Genomic DNA, 19,055 nt, shown 5'->3' with positions numbered 1-19,055 from the left:
AATAAGATTAAAACTCTGCATTCTGCGGGGTTCTGGGAAATGGAATCACATCTCTTATGTTGCCCATTCCTGTTGCAAAAAGAACCAACCTTTCAAAACCAAGGCCAAAACCACTATGGACAGCCGTTCCAAATTTTCTAAGGTCCAAATACCACCAGAGCTCTTTTTCGTCTATCCCTAGAGTTTCTATTTTTTCTTTTAAGACATCCAACCGTTCTTCTCTTTGAGAGCCACCTACAATTTCTCCAATCCCAGGAAATAAAATATCCATGGCTCGTACGGTATTGCCATCTTCATTTAAACGCATATAAAATGCTTTGATTTTTGCTGGATAATCAAATAAGATAACGGGACATTTAAAGTGTTTCTCAACTAAAAAGCGCTCATGCTCACTTTGTAGATCGGCACCCCACTCATCAATTGAATATTTGAATTTTTTCTTTTTGTTGGGTTTGCAATTTCTTAAAATATCAATAGCCTCAGTATAGGATACTCTTTTAAAGTTGTTTTCAGAAACAAACCTAAGTTTTTCCAACAGCGCCATTTCACTTCTTTCTATCTGGGGTTTTGATTTTTCCTCATCCAATAAGCGTTTTTCCAAAAATTCCAAGTCTTCCTTGCAATTGTCTAGGATATAGTTTATTACATTTTTAATAAAATCTTCCGCCAAGTCCATATTGGCATCCAAATCGTTAAATGCCACTTCTGGTTCAATCATCCAAAATTCCGCCAAATGTCTTGATGTGTTTGAATTTTCCGCTCTAAAAGTTGGACCAAAAGTATATACTTTTCCCAATCCCATAGCATAGGTTTCTGCTTCCAATTGTCCCGAAACAGTTAGATTGGTTTCCTTGCCAAAGAAATCTTCTTTGTAATCTACATTTCCTTCTTCCGTCACTGGTGGATTTTTAGGGTCCAAAGTAGAAACCCTGAACATTTCACCCGCTCCCTCGGCATCCGAACCGGTAATTATAGGAGTATGTACATAATAAAAACCATTATCCCTAAAATATTGATGAACGGCAAATGACAATGCAGAACGCACGCGCATTACTGCCGCAAATGTATTTGTGCGAACTCTTAAATGTGCCTTTTCCCTTAAAAACTCCAAAGAATGTTTTTTGGGTTGAATAGGGTAGGTTTCAGGGTCGGCACTTCCATGAACAAAAATATCTTTTACCTGGATTTCTACGTTTTGCCCTTTTCCTTGGCTTTCTACCAAAGTACCAGATATTTTTAACGCAGCACCAGTTGCAATTTGCTTAAGTAATTCTTCGTCAAACTGTTCAAAATCTACTACACATTGTATGTTATTAATGGTTGAACCATCATTTAGGGCAATAAATCTATTGCTTCTAAAGGTTTTTACCCACCCATTTACCACAACTTCATGTAGTATTGGAACATTGGAAAGTAGCTCTTTAATTGGATATGATTTTATCATAGATTACTTCAATAATTTGAATGCCAAAGATAGCCTTTTTGATAAAAAAGGATAGATACATTGGCACGATTAATCCATATTAATTAATGTTTTGACCGTTATTTAACTCGTCTTTTGGAAGAATGTCTATTTGCGGTTTTTTAAGTACTTGTTTATTGGCTATACTTTTTTCCAAGGATAATAAAAGGGATGGCAACAAAATTAAATTTGCCAGCATTGCAAAAAGTAGTGTTGCCGATACTAGGGACCCTAAAGCGACAGTGCCTCCAAAATTAGAAATTGTAAACACTGAAAAGCCGAAAAAAAGTACTATAGACGTATAGAACATACTCACACCAGTTTCTCGTAAGGCATTATAGACGGACACTTTTACACGCCATTTGTTTTCTGTAAGTTCTTGTCTATATTTAGCTAGGAAGTGTATGGTATCATCCACTGAGATTCCAAACGCAATACTGAATACCAAAATGGTCGATGGTTTTATGGGGACACCTACGAAGCCCATAACCCCGGCAGTAATTACAAGTGGTAATAAATTTGGAATCAATGATATAATTATCATTCTAAAAGAACGAAAAAGATAGGCCATAAAAAGAGCTATTAGCCCTATCGCCAAGGCTAATGACAATACCAAATTTTTTACTAGATATTTTGTTCCTTTTAAAAAAAGAAGTGCTTTTCCGGTAATAAATGCATTGTACCTTTCTGATGGAAAAATTTTATCAATACTTTCTTGAAGACGTTTTTCAATTTCTTCCATGCGATCTGTTTTCACATCCTTCATGTATGTTGTAATCCTGGCGGTTTGCCCTATGCTATCAACAAAGCTTTCCAAGAGATTACTGTTCTCTGATGATTTCCGTGCAACATCCATGATAAAATTATTTTCCTGGGTTGTAGGAAGTTGATAATATTTTGGAATACCATTATAAAAGGCCTGTTTGGAATATTTAACCAAGTTGACCACAGATATAGGTTTGGACAATTCAGGGATTTCTTCTATTACTTCTCCTAAATCATTCATTCTTCTTAGGGTAGCAGGTTTCAAGACCCCTTTTTCTCGCTTGGTGTCGACTACAATTTCTACAGGCATTATGCCATCAAACTCTTTTTCAAAGAAGCGGATATCTTTAAAAAAATCTGCCTTTTTTGGCATATCCTCTATGGGGCTTCCTGAGACATCTATTTGGTAAATACCTATAATACTTAATATAAGTAGGATGAGTGAAGTAACATAAATAGTAATTCTTCTCTCTCTAACAATTTTTTCCATCCAGCTAACAAATGCGTCTATCCATCTTTTATTTAGATGCTTTAGGTGTTTTGTTTTTGGGAGCGACATAAAACTATAAACAATTGGAATAATCAATAATGATAGAATGAAGATTCCTATAATATTTATTGATGCAACAATTCCAAATTCGGTCAATAGCTTACTATCCGTAATGATAAAAGTTGCAAAACCTGAAGCTGTTGTTACGTTGGTCATTAACGTTGCATTTCCAATTTTGGAAATTACACGTTGAAGTGAAAGTGCCTGATTTCCATGTTTTTTTACCTCTTGCTGATATTTGTTGATCAAGAAAATGCAGTTGGGAATCCCTATGACAATAATCAAAGGAGGAATCAATGCGGTTAAAACCGTAATTTCATATTCTAACAATCCTAAAATTCCAAAGGCCCACATTACCCCAATGATTACCACACACATTGATATGAACGTTGCTCGGAAACTTCTAAAAAAGAAAAAGAAAATTAAAGAGGTTACCCCTAATGCAGCTAAGATAAATTTCCCTATTTCATCAATAATATTTTGGGAGTTCATAGTGCGTATATAGGGCATTCCAGAGACCCTTACATCCATCCCTGTTTCTTCCTCAAAAGAATTGACTAAACTGGTGAGGTCCTTTAAAACAAAATCTTTTCGGACAGAAGTGTTGACAATATCCTTGTCCAAATACATTACTGTACGTATTGTGCCACTTTCTTTGTTATATAGCAAGTTGTCATAAAAGGGTAAGTCCTTAAATAAATGATTGACAAGGCTATCTATTTCTTTTTTAGTTTTTGGAGTGGATTTTATAAATGGCTCTAATGTAAACTCCTGCTTATCATTGTCTTTTACAAGCTCTTTAAGATTGTCGGTTGAAAGAACAACATCAACTTCTGGGAATGCTCCTAGTTGTTTGCTTAATTTGTTCCATCGATTAAATTGTTCTGGTAAGAATAAGGCAGTGTCTTGTATTGCAAGTACTATGGCATTCCCTTCTTCTCCAAAACTTTTTAAAAAAGATTGGTATTCTATATTTATAGGGTGGTCATCAGGTAGCAGATTAGCTTCAGAACTGGAAAAACGCATGTTTTTCCATTGTAATGCCAAGAATACAGTTATGGCTGTAATCCCAATTAAAATTAGGATTCTGTTTCTAAGGATTGTTCTAGCAGTCGTGGCCCAAAAACCTTGGGTAAGCTTGGTTACCATGTTAATTTATTTCGCGGGCAAAGGTAGAAAATGATTGGTAGTGTTCCTAGAAACCAATTATAAAATAAGAAGACATTATAATTAAACTTTCATTATCTCTGCTTCCTTAACGCTTAATACTTCATCCACTTTTTTACTATAAGAATCCGTTAGCGCCTGGACGTCTACTTCTCCATTTGTTTGTAAATCTTCTGAAACGTCCTCCAAAGCTCTAATTTCCTTATTTGCATCCTGTCTGGCATTTCTGATACTTACTTTGGCATGTTCGGCCTCGGCTTTCGCTTGTTTTACCAATTCCCTTCTTCTTTCCTCGGTTAAAGGTGGAACATTGATGATTATCGTTTCACCATTGTTCATAGGGTTAAATCCTAGGTTGGCATTCATAATGGCTTTTTCAATTTCTTGCAACAAACTTTTTTCCCATGGTTGTACGGAAATAGTTCTAGCATCAGGAGTATTTACGTTGGCTACTTGTGATAAAGGTGTTTGTGAGCCGTAGTATTCAACCATAACACTTGACAGCATAATAGGGCTGGCTTTTCCCGCTCTAATTTTAATAAATGCTTTTTCCAAATGTAACATGGCATGCTCCATACCTTCTTTGGTGGCATCCAATATAAATTTAATGTCTTCGTTCATATGCGTAATTTAAAAAAGTGGATACACAAATTGTACCAAAGCTATAGGTTAACAGTGGTTCCAATTGTTTCTCCAGATATTATTTTTAATAAGTTTCCTTTTTTGTTCATATCAAAAACTACAATGGGAAGCTCATTTTCTTGACTCAAGGTAAATGCCGTTGTGTCCATCACTTTAAGACCCTTTGTAAGGACTTCTTTAAAAGAAATCGTATCAAATTTAGTTGCGGTTTTATCTTTTTCTGGGTCAGATGTATAAATACCGTCCACCCTAGTGCCTTTTAGGATTACATCGGCCTCAATTTCTATAGCTCTTAAAACTGCCGCCGAATCTGTAGTAAAATATGGGTTACCAGTTCCTCCCCCAAAAATCACTACTCTTCCTTTTTCCAAATGTCGCATAGCTCTTCTTCTAATGAAAGGCTCAGCAACTTCATTTATTTTTATGGCTGACTGCAATCGTGTTTGTACACCTTGTATTTCCAATGCACTTTGCAGCGCAAGACCATTTATAACGGTCGCCAGCATACCCATATGATCTGCTTGTACCCTATCCATTCCATTGCTTGCCCCTGCGAGACCTCGAAAAATATTCCCTCCTCCAATTACAATAGCTACTTCTATGCCTTTATTCACTACTTCCTTTATCTCACTGGCATACTCTGAAAGACGATTGGCATCAATACCATATTGTTTTTCTCCCATTAAGGCTTCACCACTAAGTTTTAGAAGTATTCTTTTGTATTGCATTTTGTCTTTTTAAAAACCGAAACAAAAATAGTCAAAAATATTTATGGGAAAACCTAGAGACTGTATATAGTATTCACTAATTATTTCTTAATGGCAGTATGAACTTTAATTATATTTTATATTCTTGTAGATAATAAACACGAAAAAAATTTAAATAATGAAAAAATTCACCATAGGGGTACTAACAATCCTCTTGTTGTATGCATGTGGAGCTAGTAAATCTATTGTTACCGCGGAAAATACACCGGTATTAACAACTATTGATTTGTTAAATATTGTGGATGATAAAGTGAATGTTATGATAAATCCAGGAGCTTTCACTAAAGATGAGATTCTGTTCTACATTCCAAAAACAGTTCCAGGTACATACAGCGAAGATAATTATGGAAAGTATATAGATGCTTTTAAAGCCTTGGATTATGATGGCAAAGAACTCCCCGCTGCAAAAAGGGATGATAATACTTGGGTGATTTCCAATGGAAAAAATCTTGATAAAGTGGCTTATATGGTGAATGATACATATGATACAGAGTCGGAGGTTGAGGATGCTGTGTTTTCACCTGCGGGCACAAATATTAATGCTGGAGAAAACTACATGTTGAACTTGCATGGTTTTGTGGGGTATTTTGATGATTTAAAAGAAGTTTCCTATGAAATTACAATTACTAAATCCAATAAATTAAAACCAACAACTTCTTTGGTTAAAAGAGGAGGGGATAAGCAGGATGTTACTGTGGATACATTTATAGCTAAACGTTATTTTGAGGTTATAGATAACCCAATTATGTATTCCAAAAGAGGAGCGGAATCTTTTCAGATAAACGATATAACGGTGAACCTTAGTGTCTATTCACCTAATAACACCTATACTGCTGCTAGCTTAAGGGATAGAATGGAAAAGATGATGAGTGCGCAAAAAGCTTTTCTAGGAGAGATCAACACTACAAAGGAGTATAATATTCTACTTTATCTTTCAACTTTGGAGGAAACCGATGCTTCAGGTTTTGGCGCATTGGAGCACCACACTTCTACGGTAGTTGTTTTGCCAGAGGCCATGCCAAAGGAGCGGTTGGAGCAAGCTATGGTAGATGTTGTTTCCCATGAGTTTTTTCATATTGTAACTCCATTGAACGTACACTCCAAGGAGATACAGTATTTTGATTTTAACGACCCAAAAATGTCCCAGCATTTATGGATGTATGAGGGAACAACGGAATATTTTGCCAATCTTTTTCAAATTCAGCAGGGATTGATAGATGAAAAAGAATTCTATTCTCGTATTATGGGTAAAATAAATAATTCTAAATCTTTTGATGATGCCATGTCTTTTACCCAAATGAGCAAAAACATTTTAATTGATCCATATAAGGACAATTATGCCAATGTATATGAAAAGGGTGCCTTGATCAATATGTCACTTGATATTCTTTTGAGGGATTTGAGTAATGGAGAAAAAAATGTTTTGTGGCTAATGAAGGAACTTTCCAAAAAGTATGGGGAAAATAGTCCGTTTGAGGATGATAAATTAATTGATGAGATTGCTGTGTTGACCTACCCAGAGGTAAGAAGTTTTTTTGACACTCACGTTATTGGGGACACTCCAATAAATTATGAAAAGTATTTAGACATTGTTGGATTGTCTACATCTACCCTGCAAGAACAGAGCGGATATTTTTTAAATGGAGACATTCCTTTTATAGATGTGGATCAGAACAATGACAATGCTATTTTTGTTAGAAAGGGAATAACACTGAATAGCTTTTTTACTGATTTGGGAATGGAAGGTGGTGATGTCATAAAAGAAATTAATGGTACATCTATAGATTTAGAGGCCATACGTCCAATTATTGGACAAAGTTTTGGTTGGACAAATGATACGGAAATAAGTGTAGTTATAAAAAGGGGAGAAGAAGAAATAGTGTTAAGTGGAAAAGCTGGCACTCCAATTTTGGATGTTGAAACAATAATCCCTGTTGAAGCTCCAAATGAAAAGCAAACTAAACTCAGAGAAGCTTGGTTAAAAGGGTAATAAGGAATTATCCCAAAAATAAAAAGGGCTTTCTATTTAGAAAGCCCTTTTTTATGTATTTATTTTTAAAACCCTTACCCTAAAGCAGCACGCTCAAAAGCTGTCACTTCTAGGTTTGAGTCAATAGATTTAACATATTGGGCAACGCTCTGCTTGCTATCTTTTATGAAATCTTGGTTTACCAAGGTATTGTCCTTAAAGAAACGCTTAATCTTTCCTTTGGCAATATTATCCAACATAGCTTCTGGCTTTCCTTCCTGTCTCAATTGGTCTTTGGCAATTTCAATTTCTTTATCGATCACTGACTGATCAACACCGTCTTCGTTCAAAGCAACAGGGTTCATAGCGGCGGCTTGCATGGCTACATCTTTTGCCGCATCTGCAGCACCATCAACAGCAGCAGAAAGGCCAACTAAAGTAGCAATTTTGTTACCGGCATGGATATATGAACCTACAAATGGAGCAGATAAAGTTTTAAAAGCACCTATTTCGATTTTTTCTCCAATAACACCTGTTTGTTCAACAAGCTTATCTTGTACAGTTACGCCCTTATAATCAGTTGCTAAGAAATCTTCTTTATTGCTAAACCCTAAAGCAAGTTCAGCCAATTCTGTAGCTAAGGTTACAAAACTCTCGTTTTTAGCAACAAAGTCAGTTTCACAATTTAACGAAACAATAACTCCATTGGTATTTTCTGCATTTACTTTTGCAATAACAGCTCCTTCAGAAGAATCTCTATCCGCTCTTTTGGCAGCTACTTTTTGTCCTTTTTTTCGAAGAATTTCAATTGCTTTGTCAAAATCCCCTTCAGCTTCAACCAAGGCTTTTTTGCAGTCCATCATTCCTGCACCAGTGGTTTTTCTTAATTTGTTTACGTCTGCGGCGGTAATTTTTACCATCTTATTTAAGTTTTAATATTGCCCTAAATTACATAGGTTGTTCCCTATGTTAGTTTAAGATAATTTTAAATTAATATTTAATTTATGATTTAATCTATTCCTCTTCGGAGGTTTCAACCCCTCCTTTGGTATTATCCTGCCATTCCTTAAGCTCGTCCCATTTTCCATCAGCAGCCATTTGTGCTTGTTTTGGCCATGAAGTTGGATCAAGGTGTGCCATTCTAGAGCTAGCTTCTGTAAGAATTTCTTTAACAGAATCAGCATTGGCTTTTGCTAATTTAGCGTAGGTTTCAATACCTGCATTCACTAAAGCTTCGGCAGCTTTAGGGCCTACACCTTCAACCTTTGTTAAATCATCCGAAACAACTTTAGCTTCTTTTTTTGGAGCCACATCTTTTTTCTCGTCTTTAGCTTTTGGAGCTTCAACTTCTTTTGCCTTTGGAGCTTCTTTTTTAGCTTTGGTGGCATCACCTTCAGTTTGCTTATCAGATTTTCTTTCAGCCAATCCTTCCGCAACAGCATTGGTTACTTCTGAGATAATTGCAGCAATGGATTTTGATGCATCATCATTGGAAGGGATTACATAATCAATTGGTCTAGGGTCGGAGTTGGTATCCACCATGGCAAAAATTGGAATGTTCAATTTTTGGGCCTCTTTTACGGCAATATGCTCACGCATGGTATCTACAACAAATAGTGCGCCAGGTAAACGCGTCATTTCAGAAATTGAACCTAAGTTTTTTTCCAGTTTAGCACGTAAACGGTCTACTTGTAGACGTTCTTTTTTGGAAAGAGTAAGGAATGTGCCATCCTTTTTCATTCTATCTATAGATGCCATTTTTTTAACAGCTTTACGGATAGTAACAAAGTTGGTCAACATACCTCCAGGCCATCTTTCTGTGATGTATGGCATATTTACATTTGCCACTTTTTCGGCAACAATATCTTTTGCTTGTTTTTTGGTAGCTACAAAAAGAATTTTTCTTCCGGATGCTGCGATTTTTTTAAGAGCCTCATTGGCTTCATCTAATTTCGCAACGGTTTTGTAGAGATTGATAACGTGGATTCCGTTACGCTCCATGTAGATATAGGGAGCCATATTGGGATTCCATTTTCTTGTTAGGTGGCCAAAGTGCACACCTGCTTCTAATAATTCTTTTACTTCTGTTTTACTTGCCATTTTTTGTACTTAGTTTACGTTCCGTTGAATTAGCAATGACAAAGTGGCAATTTTCATTGGCCTTTACCATTTAGATGCTAAACTAGTTCCCAAAAGATTTTCTTTTTGGAACAACGACAACATGGTTTAAAATTTAACTCCTTCATTAGTTCGGGAGCTTTCAATGAACTTGGATTAATAAACCCCAAAACAAGTTCGGGGTTTTTATTTTCAAATACTGAGTTTAGTTCAGTATATATATTAACGTTTAGAGAACTGGAATTTCTTACGGGCTTTTTTCTGACCGAATTTCTTACGTTCCACCATTCTTGGATCTCTTGTTAAAAGACCTTCTGGTTTAAGAGCTAATCTGTTTTCTTCATCTATTTCACACATTGCTCTGGACAAGGCCAAACGAACTGCTTCTGCCTGTCCTGTGATTCCACCACCATAAACATTGACTTTTACATCGTAGCTATCCTCGTTGTTGGTAAGGGCAAAAGGTTGTTTTACTTTATATTGTAAAGTGCCAGTAGAAAAATAATCTGCCAAATCTCTTTTATTAACAGTTATGTTCCCTTTTCCAGGTGTAACATAGACACGTGCAACAGCTGTTTTTCTTCTGCCGATTTTATGAATCACTTCCATTACTTAAATTCATTTAGGTTTATTACCGTTGGCTTTTGGGCTTCTTGACCATGCTCTACACCAACATACACTCTAAGGTTTCTGAACAATTCTGCACCCAATTTATTTTTGGGCAACATTCCTTTTATAGATTTCTCTATAATTCGTTCTGGATATTTGTCCTTCATCTCAACAGCAGTCTGAAATCTTTGACCACCAGGATAACCCGTGTGGCGAACATAAGTTTTCGCCTCCCACTTGTTTCCGGATAAATTTATTTTTTCTGCATTGACAATTACTACGTTATCACCGCAATCTACATGTGGTGTAAAGTTTGGTTTGTGCTTTCCTCTAAGTAATTTTGCAACTTTAGAAGCAAGACGTCCCAATGTTTGTCCCTCTGCATCAACCAATAGCCACTGCTTATCTACAGTTGCTTTATTGGCTGAAATTGTCTTGTAGCTTAATGTATCCACTACTATTAGTTTTATTGATTAAACACTTCAATCCCGATAAACGGGGTGCAAATGTACAATTATTAACTTGAAATACAAATGCTTATTCTCGAATATTTTCAGATTTTTTTCTTATTCAAAAAAGCGGGAAGAGATATGGGTTGAAAATGTTAAAAAAAAATTAAAAATATGGAAGAAGTGTAACTGTTCTGGATGTTGAAAGTCTTTACATCAATCAATCTAAAACAACAGCATGAGAACCAACTTTCTTATTGTCTGTGCTATTTTATTTTTTTGGAATTCCATAAAAGCACAAGACTCTACCATTGTAGTACCTAAAAGAGTTTACACCACCAGTTCTTTAAATGAAGCCAAAGCACCAGTAATTGATGGGTTGTTAGATGATGCTGGTTGGGATATTGTGGATTGGGCAGGGGACTTCATAGAGATGCGGCCAGATGAAAATACAGCACCAACTGAAACAACCAAGTTTAAGATACTATATGATGATAAAAACCTATATGTTGCTTTTAGGTGCTATGACTCCCAACCAGATAAAATAGAAAGAAGATTATCTCGCCGGGATGGTTTTCAGGGGGATTGGGTTGGTATTTTTATTGATAGTTATAATGATGAACGTACCTCCTTTAATTTTATAGTAACAGCAGCGGGTGTTAAAGGAGACGAATTTTCCACCAATAATGGAAACAATTCCGATGAAAGTTGGAACCCGATATGGTATACAAAGACCAATGTGGATTTGGAGGGGTGGACAGCGGAAATGAAAATTCCACTAAGTCAGTTAAAATTTGGAAAATCGAAGGAGCAATCATGGGGACTGGAGGTCATGCGTAAACTGTTTAGGGGGGAAGAACGTTATGTTTGGCAGCGCATTCCTAGAGAAGTGGCTGGGTTTGTGAGCGAGTTCGGAGAATTACAAGGACTACTTAATATTGAACCACAAAAGCAATTGGAAATCCAGCCATATACGGTATCCAAATTTGAAACCTATGAAGGGGAAGAGGGAAATCCTTTTAGGGATGGTAATGAGTTCGATTTGAATGGTGGATTAGATGCTAAAATAGGAATCACTAATGACTTGACCTTGGATTTAACGGTAAACCCAGATTTTGGCCAAGTTGAAGCAGATCCTTCTACAATAGCTCTTGACGGTTTTCAAATCTTCTTTAATGAACGTAGACCATTTTTTGTTGAGAACAGCAATATTTTTGATTATAGGGTTTCTAGTTCTCAAGCAGGAAATACATTTGGTTCTGACAATGTTTTTTATTCTCGTAGAATAGGTCGTAGTCCACAAGGTGGTGTTTCTACCGTTGATGATGATTTTGTTGATCAACCAGATAATACGCCTATTATTGGGGCGGCCAAGTTTAGTGGAAAGACAAAGGATGGTTGGTCCATTGGAATTTTGGAAAGTGTTACTGCCAAAAGGTATGCTGCTATTTACAACAATGGAAACAGGAGAAAGGAAGTCGTTGAACCTTTGACCAATTATTTTGTAGGCCGCCTTCAAAAAGATTTTAATAATAGAAACACATTCTTAGGAGGTATGTTTACTGCCGTTAATAGGGAAGATTTAACTGAGAATATAGACTTTCTTCATGAATCTGCCTATACAGGCGGATTTGATTTTAAGCACCAATGGAATGAAAGGGCATGGTATGTAGGTGGAAATATTAATTGGAGCCATGTTAAGGGTACGGAAGAGGCAATCCAGAACACGCAGGAATCTATTACTCATTTATTTCAAAGAGTAGATGCAGATTATTTGGAGGTCGATGAAGAGAAAACCTCACTTACCGGAACAGGTGGAAATGTGCAAATTGGAAATCTTGATGGGAGATGGAAGTTTGAATCTGGGGCAACATGGCGCTCTCCAGAGTTAGAACTTAACGATATAGGCTTTCAGCGTAGGGCAGATGACATTCGCCACTATACCTGGATTGGTTACCAAACTCAAAAACCCGATAGTACATTTAGAAGAGTAGGAGTAAATTATAACCATTGGACTGCATGGGATTTTGGGGGCAATCATAATTTACTGCAGTTTAATACCAATAGCTGGCAAAACTGGAAAAATAACTGGTTCACCAATGCTGGATTTAATTATATGCCGATTAACTACTCCAATTCGGCTCTTAGAGGAGGGCCACGTCTAAGATATTCCAGAGGAATAAGTTTTTGGAATGGGATAAACACGGATAATAGAAAAAAAGTAAGGTTCAATATTTTCCACAATGGAAGTTTTGGTGGACATAATTCATATAACACATATAATATTGAGTTTGGGGTTAGTTACCAGCCTACCAATGCATTGCGAATATCCGCTTTTCCTTCCTACGGAATCAATAATGACAAATTGCAATTTATTGATAATATAGATGTAGGGGGAAATACAAGGTACTTAAATGGAGAAATTGAGCAAAGGACCTTGAGTATGTCTTTTAGATTGAATTATACAATTAACCCCAATCTTTCCATTCAATATTGGGGGCAGCCATTTATTTCTAGAGGAAGATACTCCAATTTTAAATTTATAACAGACCCTTTGGCGAAAGAGTTTACAGATAGATTTTCCTTATATAATGACAATCAAATTTTTTTCATAGATGAAGTGTACAATGTTGATGAAGATTTGGATGATGTTACCGATTTTAGTTTTGACAATCCAGATTTTTCATTTGTTCAGTTTCGTTCAAATTTGGTGGTCCGTTGGGAATATATTCCAGGTTCCGAGATTTTCTTGGTATGGTCGCAAGATGTATCCCAAAACGCAGACCCACAGGAAGAGCTTTTTAGAAGTTTGGAAAACAACATTTTGGGAGACCAAAAACCACAGAATATCTTTTTGATAAAGGCCACATACCGTTTTGTGCTATAACACAGTTAAAGGGTCTTAATACTATGTTTAAGGTTTTTTCGTTTTAACTTTGTTAAACAAACTAAAACAAATAGTATGAAACGTAACCTAATGTTGTTTTTTGTAGCTTCGACTATATTGCTTTCCTGTTCCAAGGATAAGGACGCTACAAACGATGAACAACAAAATTCCATTGTTGGCACATGGGATATAGCAGAATTAAGAGTTGACGAAGGTAGTACCGATGACGATCTGTTGTTTGCAGCTGGTATTGTTGATGTCCTAGTGGCGCAAAATTGCGGCGTGGTATCACTTGTGTTTGAACAAAATGGAACACTGTCAACTAGAAATGGGGTAAACAATGTTGAAGTAGATTTAAATTCTCAAGGTAATGGATTATCAATTCCATGTCCGGACACTTTTGAAACAGAAACCACAACATGGAGTCTGGAAGGTAATCAACTTACGGTAATTGATGGGAATGGAGTGGAGCAAATGAGCACTATTCAATTAAATGGAGGAACATTAATTGTAGCTGGAGAAGAAGTAAGTGAAGATAATTTTACAGGAGCAGATATTGTTTTTACAAAGCGTTAACTGTTTCAAACAAAAAAACAAAGACCCTTCCATTAATTTGGAGGGGTCTTCATTTTTATCGTAATGTTAATTTTTTCATAAAACTCTAAAAACAATGATGGTTCATAGTTCTTGTTCAAATACCTTTAGAAGGCATAATGTTAGATTGATAGTGTGATTAAAATTACGAAGGTCAAGTTTCTTATTTCAGTTTTTTTATCCTGTCTTATATTTGGATGTGTTGATCCTGTAGAGCCTGAATTTGCCTTCGAGGAAGGTATTATTTACGTGGACGCTCTTGTTTCCACTTCTCCAGGAGCTTCTTTTGTTTCTGTATATGAGTCTAGAATAGAATTTAGAATATACAAAAATATATTTCAAGAGGGAGCTACTGTTTTCTTTAGAAATCCTGAAACCAATACTTTGGTAAATCTTATTGAAGATGAAGGTGCATATCTGCCTCCCACAGATTTTTCTGCTGAGGTTGGAGAAACATGGGAATTGTACATTACATTGGCAGATGGTAGGGAATATCATTCACTATCCGAAAGAATTGCTGCACCGGTAGCTATTTCCGCAATATCTGCTGACTATGTAACTGATCTTTATTTTAGTGAAGCAGAAAACAATTATATTCCTGGCCATTCCGTTAAGGTGGATTTTGACGACCCCATGGACGATACCAACTTTTACTATTGGAGGTTTCGTTCATATGAGCATATTACTGATTGTGATATTTGTTACGATGGTGTTTTGAGAAATGGAGTGTGCGAAACAGGAACTATAGCTAGACCTCCTTATTATTCCTATGCGTGCAGTAGTGAGTGCTTTAGAATAAGATATAGTGAAAATGTTCAAATATTTTCAGATGAATTTGTAAATGGAACATCTGTAAATAAACTTTCAGTGGCTAATGTGCCTTTATATACAAAAGAAAATATTCTAGTAGAAATCCAGCAGTTTTCTTTATCTCCGTCTGCTCATAAATATTTTAAAGCTTTAAAAGATATATTGGATAACAATGGTGGGTTCAATGCTCCACCCCCTGCGGCTTTAATTGGTAATATTTTTAATCCAAATGATGGAGAGGAGTATGTATTGGGTAGGTTTACGGCTGCTGCTGCTGTAGTGGAAACAGTTTTTATCGAAAGAGGAAATATACAGGAATCCCCTTTAGAGGATTTTATTATTGGGAATTATGAGGAATATGGTATTAGCCCCGATCCCCAAACTACAACTGCTCCCTGTGAAGAAACAAGATATAGAACAGGGACTGCTCCCCAAGGTTGGATAGAATGATGATACATAAATTTATATTTAGAACAAATTTTTTGTTGCTTGTAATTTGTGTCTTAAGCTTCAATTTTGGCTTGGGGCAAGATAGCGAGCATAAGTTGACCTTTAAAATTGTTGATTTTACCACTGGTAAACCATTGGAAAGCGCAGATGTTTTTATACAACCATGCGATTGTGGTGGAATAACCGATAGAGATGGACTGCTATCCCTTAACCTTCCTGAAAATAGGTACCAGATTATAGTGAGTTACATTGGGTATAAAGAAGATGTAAGAAGCGTTGTATTGGATAAAGACTTATCTGTAAGTGTAAAACTATATGAACAAGAAGAGCAGTTGTCAGAAGTTATTGTAAGGGCAAAAAACCTTACAAGCAATATAGAATCTCCCCAAATGGGCGCTTTAGAAATAAGCACCCAAGAACTTAAAAAGTTGCCAGCCGCTGTAGGAGAATTTGATGTGCTCAAGGGAATGACCTTAGTTGCCGGTGTAAACAATGCAGGCGAAGTAAGCAATGGACTGTCTGTTAGGGGGGGCTCTTTGGATCAGAACCTAATATTGTACGATTATGCCCCCATTTTTAACCCAACCCACTTATTTGGTCTCTTTTCAGTTTTTACACCCGATGTTTTGTCATCAGTAGAGCTATACAGGGCAAACATTCCTTCGCGTTATGGAGGAAGAATAACCTCGGTATTGGATATAAAGGTAAAAAATCCTTATGTTGACAAGCTTAAATTGAGCGGAGGTGTTGGTTTGGTCTCCAGTAGGTTTGCTATTGAAACCCCTATTATAAAGGATAAATTGATGGTAATAGCAGGAGGTAGGGCAGGCTTAACGGATTTTTTATTGCCCATTGTTTCCAAAAGACTAAAAAATACCAAAGCCAGATTTTATGATGGAACCATAAAATTGATGTATTTGCCATCTGAGAACAATCAAATTTCTTTTACAGGATTTTATAGTAAGGATTTTTATCAATTGGATTTAATATCAAAAGTGGATGACATCAATGCAGAGAATAATCAGTATGATTTTAAGACCTTAAACGGCACGCTTAACTGGCTGTATTCCATAAATGAGAAGAGTAGATTAAGGACAATTTTGGTGGCCAGTGACTACAATCCAAAAACAATATTTCCAGAAGTGGACAGTGATAACGAAATTGAATATGAATCCAGAATTAATTATTTAAGTCTAACATCCGAATTTTCAAAAGATGTTAATGAAAAATTGGATTACTACTTGGGTATTCAGGCAAATAAATATAAAATAGACCCAGGAAGCCTGGATCCAGGAGCGGGTAATAGTGTGCTTCCCGTTAGTCTTACTTCTGAGACTGGTTACGAACTTTCTAGTTATGCAAATATTAATTGGAGTCCATTGGAAAATTTATCCTTGTCCGGAGGAATTAGATTCACCAATTTTTTATTGGTAGGACCTTATACTTTGGCCCAGTTTGACGAAACTGGCGAGGCAGTAACTAACACCCAATTTTTTGACAAAGGAGACAAGGTAAAATCGTATTCTGGATGGGAACCCAGATTGGGAATCAATCTAAAGTTGAATAACAGTACATCCTTAAAGGCCAGTTATGCCAAAGTCAACCAATATATGCAAAATGTATATAATAGTACAACGCCTTTGCCAACTTCCAGATGGAAAATGTCCGATTCAAATTTTAAACCACAGAAAAGTAATACCTATGGTTTTGGTGTTTATAAAAATTTGGGGGATGATACGGTTGAGCTTGGGTTAGAAGGGTATTATCGAGATACTAAAAATGTATTGGCCTACAAGCCAGGAGCCGATTTTTTTCTTGAAGAATTTTTGGAGCGAGATATTATACAGGGGCTTGGAGAATCGTATGGTGTTGAATTTAGTTTTAAAAAGCCAAAAGGAAGAATCAATGGATGGTTTAACTATACCTGGTCCAAAAGTATTTTACGCTCGCAAAGTGAAAATTTAACTGACCGAATCAATAATAATAATTGGTATTCCTCGGATTTTGAAAGGCCACATGTGCTCAATGCTACAGTTAATTTTGAGGGCAACAAGTATAATACGGTAAGTCTTAATTTTACGGGGCAATCGGGAAGACCATATACAATTCCAACGGGCTATGTAGAAATTGAAAATAAAAACGTTCCCATTTATTTGGAAAGGAATAATTCAAGATTACCAATATACCATCGATTGGATTTTTCATGGACAGTGAAATATTCAAAAAAAGAGAATAAAAGATGGATAGGGGACTGGACCTTTACGGTTTATAACCTTTATGGTAGACGTAACCCTTTTAACAGTTATTATACCCAGCGCGTTGGTGATGAAAATTCGGATATCTTTCTGGGAAGTCCACTTGGCTCTTATGAGTTGTCCATTCTTAATAGTCCATTATTTGCATTGACCTATAATTTTGTTTTTCAGTAAATCAATGCGTTTATGGTCAATTAAAATACCCAATGTAATCTAACCTTCTTTTGTAAATCTAAAACTTTAAATGGTGAGTTAAATTGTGAATTCTAAGGATTTCAATTTCTTTGTTGATATATAAATAGAAAAAATCATACAAATTTTGGACAGTATAGTTATTTTAAAGTGCTATATTTAAGGAGTTTATAGTCTAGAATATGTTGCATAGAAAATTTGATTTTGTAAAAGCTTTTTTCTTCCTTTCATTTCTTTTTCTTTCTAACAATTGTATAGACCCAGTATCTCCGGAATTTGAATTTAAAGAAGGACTTCTTTTTGTAGAAGGTTTTGCATCAACCTCATCTGGGGCCTCATTTGTAATTATTACAGAATCTGTTATTGAATTTGGTGTGTATGGAACAAAGTTTCTCCAAGGGGCAACTGTTTCATTTGTAAATAGTAATACAGGGGAAGAAGTTGTTTTAACAGAGGAGCTAGGATCGTATGTGCCACCAGATGACTTTGTGGTTTCCGTTGGACAGACTTGGGAAGTTGAAATTTTATTGGCAGATGGCCGAATGTATAAATCTGAGCCTGACACGGTTATTGAGCCAGTTGAAATAAAAAATATTATAGCTCAATACAATCCAGAATTATTATATAGGGAAAGCACAAACAAATTTGTTCCAGGACATCAGGTATCGGTTAGTTTTGATGATCCTGCAGATAAGGAAAACTATTACTATTGGTCATTTAGGTCTTTTGAAAATCTTGATTTTTGCGAGAAATGTTATGAAAGTGTGTTTAGGAATGATGCTTGTGTGACCAATCCATATGCAATGCCTCCTCCTACGGGTTCTGATGCAAGAAACTATTACGATTATTCTTGCGAATCGGATTGTTGGAAAATACGTTTCCCAGAAAGCATTACTATTTATTCGGATAAGTTTAGTGATGGTAACAGTGTAAATCAAATGCCTATAGCCAATATTTTACTTTATACAAAGGAAGATGTTGTAGTAGAGGTACAACAGTTCTCTTTGCCATTGTCTACATATGATTATTACAAAACTTTAAAGGACATTATTGATAATAACAGTGGTTTTAATGCACCACCTCCTGCTGGACTTATTGGGAATATATATAGTCCAAATGATAGTGAAGATTTTATTTTTGGAAGATTTACTGCAGCATCAACATCCACTGCATATATTTTTATAGATAGAACAGATATATCGGAACTGCCCATAGAAACTAGGGAACCGTTAAAATTTGAAGGATGTGAAACCTGTCCCCCAGGAACTTGTCCCTTTGGAGATTGTAGTCCCGTAACATCTGCACCTTGTAGTGAAAGAAGATATAGAACGGCCATTGTTCCACCGGGCTGGATAGAAAATTAAGCAAT

At 36.0% G+C, this 19,055-nt stretch carries 14 protein-coding genes; 6 read left to right on the top strand and 8 right to left on the bottom strand.

Translation table 11 applies throughout. From position 1 onward, the window contains the following. Nucleotides 1–7: 7 nt before the first annotated feature. The 4 genes from asnS to pyrH form a co-directional block, all read right to left on the bottom strand. The gene (gene asnS / locus GGR42_RS07250; RefSeq protein ID WP_317169689.1) at nt 8–1,441 is read right to left on the bottom strand and encodes an asparagine--tRNA ligase; all 1,434 of its coding nucleotides are present in this window, start codon (nt 1,439–1,441) and stop codon (nt 8–10) included. A gap of 82 nt (nt 1,442–1,523) precedes the next feature. Next, nucleotides 1,524–3,926, bottom strand: coding sequence for an efflux RND transporter permease subunit (locus GGR42_RS07245; RefSeq protein WP_167962342.1), 2,403 nt, complete (start codon nt 3,924–3,926; stop codon nt 1,524–1,526). A gap of 81 nt (nt 3,927–4,007) precedes the next feature. Then, nucleotides 4,008–4,565: a ribosome recycling factor gene (gene frr / locus GGR42_RS07240; RefSeq protein WP_167962340.1), complete on the bottom strand. Its 558-nt coding sequence runs from the start codon at nt 4,563–4,565 to the stop codon at nt 4,008–4,010. 41 nt (nt 4,566–4,606) lie between these two features. Continuing rightward, nucleotides 4,607–5,314, bottom strand: coding sequence for a UMP kinase (pyrH, locus tag GGR42_RS07235; RefSeq protein ID WP_167962338.1), 708 nt, complete (start codon nt 5,312–5,314; stop codon nt 4,607–4,609). Between the two features lie 157 nt (nt 5,315–5,471). Between pyrH and GGR42_RS07230 the strand changes: the two genes are divergently transcribed. After that, nucleotides 5,472–7,343, top strand: a complete 1,872-nt coding sequence (locus tag GGR42_RS07230; RefSeq protein ID WP_167962336.1) for a M61 family metallopeptidase — start codon at nt 5,472–5,474, stop codon at nt 7,341–7,343. 74 nt (nt 7,344–7,417) lie between these two features. Here GGR42_RS07230 and tsf read toward each other — a convergent pair whose 3' ends face one another. The 4 genes from tsf to rplM all read right to left on the bottom strand — a co-directional run bounded on the left by tsf (nt 7,418) and on the right by rplM (nt 10,504). Continuing rightward, nucleotides 7,418–8,242, bottom strand: coding sequence for a translation elongation factor Ts (gene tsf, locus GGR42_RS07225; protein ID WP_167962334.1), 825 nt, complete (start codon nt 8,240–8,242; stop codon nt 7,418–7,420). A 94-nt stretch (nt 8,243–8,336) separates the two neighbouring features. Next, nucleotides 8,337–9,422: a 30S ribosomal protein S2 gene (gene rpsB, locus GGR42_RS07220; RefSeq protein ID WP_167962332.1), complete on the bottom strand. Its 1,086-nt coding sequence runs from the start codon at nt 9,420–9,422 to the stop codon at nt 8,337–8,339. 240 nt (nt 9,423–9,662) lie between these two features. Beyond that, nucleotides 9,663–10,049 carry a 30S ribosomal protein S9 gene (rpsI, locus tag GGR42_RS07215; RefSeq protein WP_167962330.1) on the bottom strand — a complete coding sequence of 129 codons (387 nt, stop codon included), beginning with the start codon at nt 10,047–10,049 and terminating at the stop codon, nt 9,663–9,665. Beyond that, nucleotides 10,049–10,504: a 50S ribosomal protein L13 gene (gene rplM, locus GGR42_RS07210; RefSeq protein WP_167962328.1), complete on the bottom strand. Its 456-nt coding sequence runs from the start codon at nt 10,502–10,504 to the stop codon at nt 10,049–10,051. Before rplM ends, rpsI begins: the two co-directional genes overlap by 1 nt. Before the next feature lie 232 nt (nt 10,505–10,736). Between rplM and GGR42_RS07205 the strand changes: the two genes are divergently transcribed. From GGR42_RS07205 to GGR42_RS07185, 5 genes are all read left to right on the top strand, one after another. Continuing rightward, complete coding sequence (locus tag GGR42_RS07205) at nt 10,737–13,385, top strand: DUF5916 domain-containing protein (RefSeq protein WP_167962326.1); 2,649 nt, start codon at nt 10,737–10,739, stop codon at nt 13,383–13,385. Nucleotides 13,386–13,460: 75 nt separating this feature from the next. Then, nucleotides 13,461–13,961 (top strand): lipocalin family protein, encoded by a 501-nt coding sequence (locus GGR42_RS07200; protein ID WP_167962324.1) that lies wholly within the window; start codon nt 13,461–13,463, stop codon nt 13,959–13,961. A gap of 153 nt (nt 13,962–14,114) precedes the next feature. After that, nucleotides 14,115–15,239, top strand: coding sequence for a DUF4249 domain-containing protein (locus GGR42_RS07195; protein ID WP_167962322.1), 1,125 nt, complete (start codon nt 14,115–14,117; stop codon nt 15,237–15,239). Nucleotides 15,240–15,271: 32 nt separating this feature from the next. Then, a complete protein-coding gene (locus GGR42_RS07190) occupies nt 15,272–17,668 on the top strand; it encodes a TonB-dependent receptor (RefSeq protein ID WP_245201408.1) in 2,397 nt (798 codons plus the stop codon). Between the two features lie 200 nt (nt 17,669–17,868). Then, nucleotides 17,869–19,050 carry a DUF4249 domain-containing protein gene (locus tag GGR42_RS07185; RefSeq protein WP_167962318.1) on the top strand — a complete coding sequence of 394 codons (1,182 nt, stop codon included), beginning with the start codon at nt 17,869–17,871 and terminating at the stop codon, nt 19,048–19,050. Nucleotides 19,051–19,055: the final 5 nt, after the last annotated feature.

It is taken from the genome of Saonia flava, assembly GCF_011927795.1.
Classification (GTDB): Bacteria; Bacteroidota; Bacteroidia; order Flavobacteriales; family Flavobacteriaceae; genus Saonia; species Saonia flava.
The sequence above is the reverse complement of the archived record's forward strand: the minus strand, read 5'-3'. Positions and strand labels throughout refer to the sequence as shown.

Bases quoted from the DNA above. Each gene is read 5' to 3' on its own strand.
- GGR42_RS07245 (WP_167962342.1), bottom strand. From the start codon at position 3,926: ATGGTAACCAAGCTTACCCAAGGTTTTTGGGCCACGACTGCTAGAACA.
- frr (WP_167962340.1), bottom strand. From the start codon at position 4,565: ATGAACGAAGACATTAAATTTATATTGGATGCCACCAAAGAAGGTATG.
- pyrH (WP_167962338.1), bottom strand. From the start codon at position 5,314: ATGCAATACAAAAGAATACTTCTAAAACTTAGTGGTGAAGCCTTAATG.
- GGR42_RS07230 (WP_167962336.1), top strand. From the start codon at position 5,472: ATGAAAAAATTCACCATAGGGGTACTAACAATCCTCTTGTTGTATGCA.
- tsf (WP_167962334.1), bottom strand. From the start codon at position 8,242: ATGGTAAAAATTACCGCCGCAGACGTAAACAAATTAAGAAAAACCACT.
- rpsB (WP_167962332.1), bottom strand. From the start codon at position 9,422: ATGGCAAGTAAAACAGAAGTAAAAGAATTATTAGAAGCAGGTGTGCAC.
- rpsI (WP_167962330.1), bottom strand. From the start codon at position 10,049: ATGGAAGTGATTCATAAAATCGGCAGAAGAAAAACAGCTGTTGCACGT.
- GGR42_RS07205 (WP_167962326.1), top strand. From the start codon at position 10,737: ATGAGAACCAACTTTCTTATTGTCTGTGCTATTTTATTTTTTTGGAAT.
- GGR42_RS07200 (WP_167962324.1), top strand. From the start codon at position 13,461: ATGAAACGTAACCTAATGTTGTTTTTTGTAGCTTCGACTATATTGCTT.
- GGR42_RS07185 (WP_167962318.1), top strand. From the start codon at position 17,869: ATGTTGCATAGAAAATTTGATTTTGTAAAAGCTTTTTTCTTCCTTTCA.